Here is a 10221-nt window from a genome sequence, read left to right on the forward strand (position 1 = left end):
ATTAAGCAGCCTATAAAATTGATTACATATCACTTTCCGTCCTAAAAATTATATTCTTGGGAATTCGGGAACTTGACTGTTCTGCGGATGAAGTTTGAAAGGGATTAACGATTGGAGATTGTGGATTGTGGATTGTGGAAATTCAAATAATTAATTATTGGTGCTTTGTATATTCGGAAAATGCTAAATCCTTTGCTGAAACTTAGGCTTTTTAAGATAAATTCCTCTCAGGTTCATTTTCTTTAACTATTTTAGACAATGCGTAGAAGAGTTATTCACACTGAACTAAAATACAAAGATTAAAACGTCATATATATATTTCAAAACTCTCCAAATTAAACAGTGGCTATTTATAGCTTTTGTTACGTATTTTAGTATAATATCAACTCAACTCACGGCACAATCCTTATCTCAAATTGAAGTCTTATCAACAGAGAACGGATTGCCATATAGAGACGTAAAGTCTATAACTCAAGATAGCATAGGGTTTATGTGGTTTGGCACCACGCAGGGGCTTCTTAAGTATGATGGGTACTCATTTAAAATTTATAATAACAATCCAAATAATCCGAATTTTATAGAGAATGAGCAGCTTACTGAACACAACACAATTTATCAAGTTAATAATTCGCTCTGGTTTGCAGCAAATAACACGGTATTCAAATTAAATACAAAAACAGATAGTATCATAACTTATACTGAAACACATGGCATTAAAGGGGATGTGATCGAGTTACATATAGATGATAAGAAACAAGTATGGGTGGTTTCAGACAACCATTGGACTTCAAAAAGAGAGGATACCTATCAATACCTTCAAAAATTTGATGAGAAGCATGGTTTTCAAGTTATAGACAGCCTTAGGCGAGGAAGTCGCGAGTTCACAAGATTAACTTCAGATCAGAAAAATAACCTTTGGTGGTCAACGCTAACCAAAGGAACCATAAAATACACTGAGAATGGAAAGCGACTCCAAAATTATGACTTAAATACTTCTGGGAGCGATGGTAAAAATAAATATCGAGGAACTTCTTTTTTCGACAGTAAAAATCTGCATTATTATTTTCCGAGTAATAAAGGAATTACTCGCTATAATACCTCTAAATCTGAATGGGAATCCATATTAAATGAACCCTTAAGCATTCATCACGCTGCGGAAGATAACGAAGGTAATATTTGGTTTGCTGGAGATGCTTTTTTTTACAGAATGGACCGCTTCGGAAATTTCACAGATTTTTCAAAAACTGCCCAAGAACAAGTAGATTTCACACGAATCTCAGAACTTTTTGTTGATAATAACGGACTGCTGTGGGTAGCTACAGACAACGGTATTCTAAAACTAAGAATAAAACCTAAAATCTTTACACAGCTTTTTAAATCTAATGAAAAAGATTGGGGAAATGCAATGCGAAGCATCTTTGAAACTAAAAGCGGTGACATCATAGGACTATGTGAACGAGAGAAGAAACTCATGGTGTTTTCCCCCAACATTCAAGAAGGTAAAGAACTTGAATTATGGGGCGATTATAATGCAACTACAAACCCCTTGCACGGAGCACGTTTTTTTTCAATGGATTTAGATAAGGAATATGCATATACCGTAAACGAAGACTTAGTTAAAATAAGGCTGAAAGATGGTTTTACAACTGTATTCGCAGAATTTGCAAACCGACTCAACATTACTGGAGCAAGCCCTATAATAACACTGAAAGATGGACGCTTATTATTTGGATTTACACTAGCAAAACTAACGATTTATACTCCTGAAACTGGGGAAAGCGAGTTGGTTTTTAAAGATCCTATTGAAAAGGATTATTTGCATTTTAGATATTTTTTAGAAAGTAATACTTCAGAAACTGTTTGGGTAGGAACGGTAAATAACGGACTACTTAAAATTAACTTGAATGGTACTATTGAAGCGCATTATGACCTTAATTCAGATCCACCGTTGAATAAAAATAATATCATGGTAATTCATGAAAACAAAGATGAAAGCCTATGGCTAGGAACATTTGGAGGCGGAATCATTCATTTAACACCTCATAAAAAAGAGGCTTTTGTTTACGATACTTCGAGCGGTTTGGCCAATAACAATGTAGTTGGTATTTTGCCATACAATGATGATCATCTTTTAGTAAGTACCTATGATGGGCTTTCGTTTTTTAATATGAAAACAAAGCGCTTTCATAACTTTTTTGAGGAAGACGGACTTACACATAATGAATTTAACTACACCTCTTTTTTCAAAGACAGCAATAGTAATTACTATTTTGGCGGTATGAACGGGATTAATATGTTCAATCCAAAAAACCTAACTAGAGACACCCTCATAAATCCTATACTGTTTTCATCTTTGACGCGCTTTAATAGTAAAAGCAATGACATTCAGAAAACCGACTTTTCTTACGCAGCAAATAGTAAAGTTACGATCACGCCTTACGATCAATATTTTCAAGTTAATTGGACCATTCCGAATTATTTTAAAAATATTGAAAATCAATATTTTACAAAGTTAGAAGGTTATGAAAACACTTGGTTTTCACAAGGCATAAACCCCTATGTTCGTTATAATAAACTGCCTGCTGGAGATTATATTCTGAACGTAAAAGGAACAGATTTTAGCGGCATAGAAAGCAATAACACATTAAAAATCCCAATAACAGTAGGATCAATATTTTATAAAACCTGGTGGTTTATATTGTTAAGCGCTTTGCTGATTTTAGCAATTATTTACGGCTTATTTCAATTTCGCGTCAGACAGATATTAGCGATAGAGCAATTACGAACCAATATCTCGAGTGATCTACATGATAATTTAGGATCTATGCTGTCTGGTATTGCTATGCAGTCTGAATTAGTAGAAGCGAATGCCAAGAAGGAAAATAAAAGTAAGCTAAATAAAATTGCAACAACAAGTCGTGATGCGATCTCTCAAATGCGAGATTTAGTCTGGAGTATTGACAACAGAAGAGAACGTACTTCCGATCTTTTGGAGCGTATGGAAGAATTAGCAGACGAACTTTTGTTTCCGAAGAACATTAGCTTTCATCTAGAAAAAAACAACCTAAACTTCAATAAGAAACTATCGATTACAGCCAAACAACATTTATTTTTTATCTATAAAGAAGCAGTTACAAATATTTTAAGGCATTCGAATGCAAAAAATGTGTTTGTAAAATTTACCAATCAAAATGGTTTTGGTAAAGTAATTATTAGCGATGATGGCACCATTAATAAAACCAACAAATCTACAGGGTTTGGCCTTGCAAATATGACACTACGAGCAAAAAAAATGAACGCCACTATAAACTTTATAAAAGAAGATGGCTTCGAAATTCATTTGAAATTACCCTTTAAACTTTAATGAAAAACCACACGATGATGTGATTGCAATTCTATAAATACTGTTTTAAATTTATAGTCTTAATAAAAAACAAACAATGAACTCTATCAAACTTGCCATAATTGAAGACGATGCAACAATACAAGAGAGTTTGTGTGAGTTTTTTGGATCACAATCAAATGTTACCGTTTCAATGGCTTTCTATTCAGTTGAAGATTTTTTAGAGGCCGTAGTTGATCTTGCTGAAATGCCTACTATTTTATTGCTTGACATTAATCTGCCAGGAATATCTGGGGTTGATGGAATTCCTCTTATTAAAAAAGCATGTCCCGATTTGGATATAATTATGCTAACAACATTTGAAGAAACGGATATTATATTTAAAGCTTTAACCAATGGGGCGTGTTCGTACATCGCTAAACGTGTACCCCTTAAAAAAATAGGTGAAGCGGTTCAAATAGTAAGTGAAGGAGGCTCTTATATGTCGCCCTCTATCGCTAGGAACCTTGTAAATTACTATATCCCTAAAAAAACGAATGAACGTCTTTTGTCAGACCGCCAAATGGACGTTGTAAATGGTATTGTTTCTGGGAAGAGTTATAAAATGATTGCCGACGAATTATTTGTCTCTTTAGATACGGTGAGAAGTCATATAAAGAATATCTACAAAATCTTAGAAATTAATAGTAAGGCCGAGTTGATTAGGAAATCGTTTGATAATCAATTGTAGGTTTATTCATCATTTGAGCTTTCATTTCACAAATAACCCATCATAGTCATTTCGATTAAATTTCAAATTACAACAGTAGATTGGAATTTAGGTTCGAAAAGTTACTTCTTTCTTCTTTTTTTTAATCATAAAAAAAACCACTTTCAGATTATATACTGAAAGCGGTTTTTAGAATCAATTTTTAGAATTCTTACTCCTTAATAACTCGTTTGGTTATTTTTCCGTTTTCTGTAGTTATTTCTACAAAATACATGGCCGATTCTAACGTATTTAAATCTACTTGGTAGTTTCTTTGCGCAGTAAATGTTTCTTTACTTACTTTTCTTCCTCTTAGATCAAAAACAGCAACTCCAGTCACAGCAACTTTTGGCGAAACAATATATAAGATGTTTTGCGTTGGGTTTGGATATACTGAAACTGAATTTAAAGCAATATCGCTTATATTCAATGTACGATTTTGGAATACTACTTTGAAGCGTTCACTATATGTTCCTTCTTCACTTTGGAAAGTATAATCTCCTTCAGTTAAGTTGGTCACAGTACCTAGTTGGTTGTCTATTAAGAAAACAATTGCTTCTTCAATATTTAATCCATCTATCTCTTGAAGGGAAATACGATAGTTTTGAGACTCCTTCACTTGTGTAGAGAAACTAAGTGCTACAGCATCTTCAATTTCAAAAGAACCTAGCGCATTAATAGCAAGCTCTTGACCTGTACTTAATTCTGAATACAATGAAACTGGTGTTGCTAAACGTTTGATATCAGCGTTCACTTCAAAAGCATCAGTTGTGTTTTCAGAAAAACCAATTAAAGTGGTACTTCCTAAACCGTAGGTATCGTTAAATACATTAATCCACAAACGGTCTCTTTCCGAAGTAATTGGTCGTCTATAGGTATCATTAGGTCCTGTAACACGCATGGTGTTGTTAAACGTTGCATTAATTCCTGCGGAAGCTGCTTTCACTGCAAATCCTTGTCCAGAAGAAATGATACTCGTTGGTGTTGTTCCACCATTCCCAGCTGGAATTCCTCCCATAGACTCACTATACATTGAGATATCTGCCATGTTAAAGTTGGCTGCTTGATATCCCGGATAACTCGTTGAAAGCGGAGTAATGTGTTCCCAGAAGTACAATACATCAATATCGGAATTGGCTGGATTTGCATAAAATGCATCTGCATCAATTGCTGAAGCATATGGATTAGACAACATATTCGGACTTGAATTTTGATCTGTGTGATACGCTAATGGGATAGTAATTTCTCCACTATTCAAAGTTCCTTCAGTATAGTTATGTGTAAAAACCCCGCTTCCTGTTGAATTAGCTTGTGGGAATACCATATATCCTTCAGCAGGATTGATGGTTCCTACATGATCTAACCAGTTATTTCCATTATCATCTGCAAAGTTTTCAGCCGAAGGAAAATCATTTGCCACATCAGGATTCGGAATAAAATTCGCGGTATTATGGTTTCTAACTATATACGCTGCACTGTACACATCTTCTCTAGTTTCAGCAGTCATAGGGCTCCCTAGTATCATAAACGATTGTGCATCTAAGTTTGGTGTTATTTTCTCAACAGTTGTTGTACCTTCATTAAAAGTTAAAGCTGTATCAAAACGTTGTACAACACTACCTGTATTGGCTACAATTAAATCACCATCAACTGTAATATCACCAGCAATATCAATATAGTCACCAGCAGCTACCATTAATGTTTGTGTTGAGTTTATGACTAAACTACCCGCTTCAAAACTAATTTGCTCATCCCCTATACTTGTATCGTAAGGAGCAGCTATTACTGCATTTTGTTCTACAGTAGGAGTTCCTAAAGACCAAGATGTTCCATCCCAAATATTATCGCCCCCTGTTAACGTTACATACATATCTCCTGTACTAGTATTACCAGAACTATAGTGTGCTATATATATGTAATATGTTTCATTTAATATAGTTGTAAATGTATGATCTTCAACTCCTGTTGATTGATCATCGCATATAATATTTGTTAAGGCACCACAAGCACCACTTCCTATCGCCATTCTATGGTCAAAAACCGCTTCTGAACTGACTGTTACATCACCTCCATTACCTACAAATGAATACCACAATCCATTAACCCCCATCGAACAACCAATACCTTCAGATGTTGCAGTCGATCCGGTTGAATTCTGTACAATAGTTTGGCCATAAACTAAAGTTGAAGCAGAAGCACAACTAATATTTGATGGAGGAACCATATATGAAAAATCAAAACTTTGGAAATTTCCAAGGAATCCAGAGCCACAGTCAGATCGTACATAAATTGTATAATCGTTACCATCTGTTAATACGCCTGAAGCAACAGTAGCATCTGAAGTTCCTGTACTAGCTGCTAATAGAGCACCCACAGTACCTTGTGCTATACCTTGAGGTTGTATTTCGTAATCATATCCAGCAGCTCCTACAACATCATCCCAATTTAATGATACGGAAGCGTCAGGGTTTGTTATCGTGCTGACATTCTCAACATCTGGACAATCTGGTGGTGCAACTAAAGACCATTGCATTGTAAAATCTCCTCGTGTACTATCATTATACCCTTCTATTACAATATAAATCGTTTGATCAGCTCCTGTAGTATTTGTCCAGTTTGTAACTGTTGTTTCCCCATAATCGGAACAATAAAGTTCTATGTCACCCGGACAAGATGTACCGTAAGCAATTCTATGAACAGAATCAAAAGTATTCGATATTTGATTAAAACTAAATTCATAAGCATCTGGTACTAAAATTTGATAAAATAAATCTCGTCCTGCTGTTTGAAGACAGCTTATATCTTCAGTTGCTGTAGTTGAATTAGTAATTGAAGCTGTTAAAGGACTTGTTTCCGAAGCTAAATCTATTGCCCCAGCGCAGGTATCATTAACAGGTGGGGTTGGATTTGTTGTGAAAGTAACTGGTCCAACATAATCAGTTTCACAATCAGCTTTTACATAAAAATCATATGCTGTTTCAGCTGTTAAGCCTGTAATACTAGTATTTAGTAATGCAGTAGCTCCATCAGCAACAACAGTGCCTGTTGGCCCATCTCCAGACGCAACCACTAACCATTCGTATTCAGCAGTTACAATACCAACATCCCAAGATGCTTCAGCAGATATATCTGTCATTGAATCTATTATTGGGTTACTAACTTGCAAACATGCAGGAGGTGCTGCAATTGTTAATTTATAATCTTCGGCTTCACCTCTACCAGAGTTAAATGAACATGGTTGCGGAGAAGTTCTATTATAATCAATTAAAACACGCATTCTATAATCTCCAGCGAGAGTACCAGAAGGTACAGTAATAGTCCCTGAAGGACTTGTTACATAACTCGCAGAATTGTATACTCTTTCAGCTGTTTCAAATAGTAAATCATTATTCCAATCTACCCAAATAGCCACACCTACTGTATTACCTACAGTTGTAGTCGAAAAATCAAAAGCTCCTAATTCATAAGAAGTTATAGACATCGTATCATAATTATCTTGATACCCATCTGTTCCATAACCAGTAGCTAAATTATTAATATTTGTAGGATCACCACCTGTCGTAGAAAAGTTATCTATATACGACCCTGTATGAGATGCTCCAGAAGGAATACAATATCCTGTATAAACAGCCATTGGCCCAACTAGCTGACTCTCATCACCAACTCCACAAATTGCTTTGATATAAAAATCGTAAGCTGTATCAGCAGTTAATCCAGAAATAGTTTCTGTTGCTGTTCCATCTGTATCACTAAATGTTGTTCCTTCTGTAACTGGATCAAAATCAGTTGCGCCATAAATAATATCCCATGCAGTTTCAGAACCACCTGCAGTCCAAGAAAGATCTACGGTAGTAGTTGTAAGTCCTTCAATAGCAAAATCTGTTACGATTGGGCAAGATATCAATGTTGTAAAGTTTACAGGACCTACCCAAGTACTATACTCAGAGATACAATTAGCTCTCACATATACTTCATAATCTGTTTCTGGAAGTAATTCAACCACAGTGACGCTTGAAGAACCATTTATTGGAGTTCCTGATGAAGGTGCTTCTAACACAGCTTCTTGTACTACATACTCCCAATCTGTTTCGGTATCGCCAAGTGTCCAATTTATTTCTGCTTCCTTAGCGGTTATGTTTGATACCGTTAAATTAATCGGAGGCAAACAAGCAGGGATTTCTTCCCAAGTTACGTCATCTATCAATAAACTGTTAGAAGGAGAACCTGTATGTCTTAGTGCTATATCGTTGGTAAAAGTTCCAGCAGAAGGTGTGATTATATATTCAGCATAGGTTGTTGAAGCAGCCGTGGCAGAACCCAAAGAAACAAATGAAGTTGCGTCTGTTGAATCTGTTAAATATCCAAACTCAACAACACCTCCTACCGTAAAGTTCGCTCGCATATTAAAACGCAAACGATGGGTACCATCTCCTACATTAGAAACAGGCTGCATCTTTACAACGGCCAAATTAGAAGTTGAAGAAGAATACATATAAAGTGCATTGGGTACAGAATTATTATTAGATGTTTGAGTACTAGCGGAACCTGAAGCTCCTACTTTACCCCAACAAGTTGGAAAAGCTGGTGTCGAAATAGCATCAAAATTTTGAACAAATGAAGTGACCGCAGTACAAGAGGTTGTAAAGCTAACTTTACTACTATAAACACTGAGATCAGATGAACCGCAAACCGAACGAACATACACGTCGTAAGTAGTCGCAGCTGTTAAGCCACTAATAGTTTCAGTAGATGTTCCATCAGCATCATTAAATGTAGTCCCTTCGGTTTCAGGATCAAAACCAGGCGCTCCATACGTGATATCCCAAGCAGATTCTGTACTACCCAAAGTCCAAGAAAGATCTACTGAAGTCGTTGTAACTCCAGTAACTGTTAATGCTGTTGGTGCTGGACAAGATATTAATGTTGTAAAAGTGACTGGACCCGTCCAACTACTAAACTCAGATCCACAATCAGCTCTAACATATACTTCATAGTCTGTGTCTGGTGCTAAAGTGTTTACCGTTACTGAAGTACTTCCAACACTTATTCCAGAACCTGTTGGTTCTCCTGTACCTGCTGCTTGTACTACATATTCCCAATCAGTTTCACTATCTCCAAGAATCCAGTTAATATCTGCTCCTGTGGTAGTTTCGTTCGTAACTGTTAATGCAGTTACCGGCAAACAACTTGGACCTGCTGCAATGGTAACATCATCTATATACCATTCAGAATCATAATTTCCCGTATAATGGAATGCAACATAAACAGTTGTAGAAGATTCTAAAAAATAAGGACCATTTTCTATCCATGTATCTTCAGTTCCAAAAATATCATTCAGTAATGTCCAAGTAGCTGAAGAAGGATCTCCACCTGAATAATCTGTAGAGTATAAAACATCATGAACTTCTGCAGAACCTCTATAATTAACATTGTCAAAATAGGTTAATTGAGGATTCGTTACGCCCGACAAATCCATCGCTTGGGAAATTACCCAAACATCATTATCTCCAGAAAAATCATCAAAAAATAAAGCTTGAGAACCAGAATTGACTCTAACATTTGTACTAGCCCAAGAGTTACCACTATCACTGCCTGAGCCAACTTCATTTACCCAACCCCCAGGTAAATTAGGAATCGTAACACTTTCAAAATCTTCTACTAATTGAGCTTGGGTTTGCCATCCTGTAATTAGTAAAGCAAATCCAAAAATTAAACATGTAATTTTTTTCATATGGTGAGGTTATGGTTAATATAAAGTGAATCTCAAATATAAAGATTTGATAAAGCTTTCAAAACAAACAAATTATGAAGCGGCTAAAGTGCAAAATTATAAAAGACTGTAATTCAATAAAATATCAAGCATAAGAGGTTAAATTATTGTTAATTTTTTCGTCAATGAGTTAATATACTCGTCAAACAACTTGTTAAATTCTCTGATTTTGAATAAAATAAGCCGTTTAATCTATTAAATTAGTAGGAAATGATAGAATTCATCTTCAAAAACACTCTTCGTAAATTTATTATTTTTTTTAAAATGCTTATGGCACCTCTCTATTGAAAAAATAGAGATCGGGCTATTCGCTATATCTCTTCATCGTTTTGAAAAGCACGATAAAGAGGATGCCGCTGC

General features: G+C 35.5%; 3 protein-coding genes. 2 read left to right on the forward strand and 1 reads right to left on the reverse strand.

What is annotated here, in order from left to right:
- The first annotated feature begins 442 nt into the window (after window positions 1–442).
- Both BLQ00_RS10030 and BLQ00_RS10035 read left to right on the forward strand, forming a co-directional pair.
- The gene (locus tag BLQ00_RS10030; RefSeq protein WP_139149385.1) at window positions 443–3364 is read left to right on the forward strand and encodes a sensor histidine kinase; all 2922 of its coding nucleotides are present in this window, start codon (window positions 443–445) and stop codon (window positions 3362–3364) included.
- Window positions 3365–3440: 76 nt separating this feature from the next.
- Entirely contained in the window at window positions 3441–4073 is a 633-nt protein-coding gene (locus BLQ00_RS10035) for a response regulator (protein WP_093143882.1), read from the forward strand.
- Between the two features lie 190 nt (window positions 4074–4263).
- Here BLQ00_RS10035 and BLQ00_RS10040 read toward each other — a convergent pair whose 3' ends face one another.
- Window positions 4264–9822: a T9SS type A sorting domain-containing protein gene (locus BLQ00_RS10040; RefSeq protein WP_093143884.1), complete on the reverse strand. Its 5559-nt coding sequence runs from the start codon at window positions 9820–9822 to the stop codon at window positions 4264–4266.
- Window positions 9823–10221: the final 399 nt, after the last annotated feature.

Source organism: Ulvibacter litoralis (assembly GCF_900102055.1).
Lineage (GTDB): Bacteria > Bacteroidota > Bacteroidia > Flavobacteriales > Flavobacteriaceae > Ulvibacter > Ulvibacter litoralis.

Coding starts and splice junctions, on each gene's coding strand:
- BLQ00_RS10035 (WP_093143882.1), top strand. CDS start 3,441: ATGAACTCTATCAAACTTGCCATAATTGAAGACGATGCAACAATACAA.
- BLQ00_RS10040 (WP_093143884.1), bottom strand. CDS start 9,822: ATGAAAAAAATTACATGTTTAATTTTTGGATTTGCTTTACTAATTACA.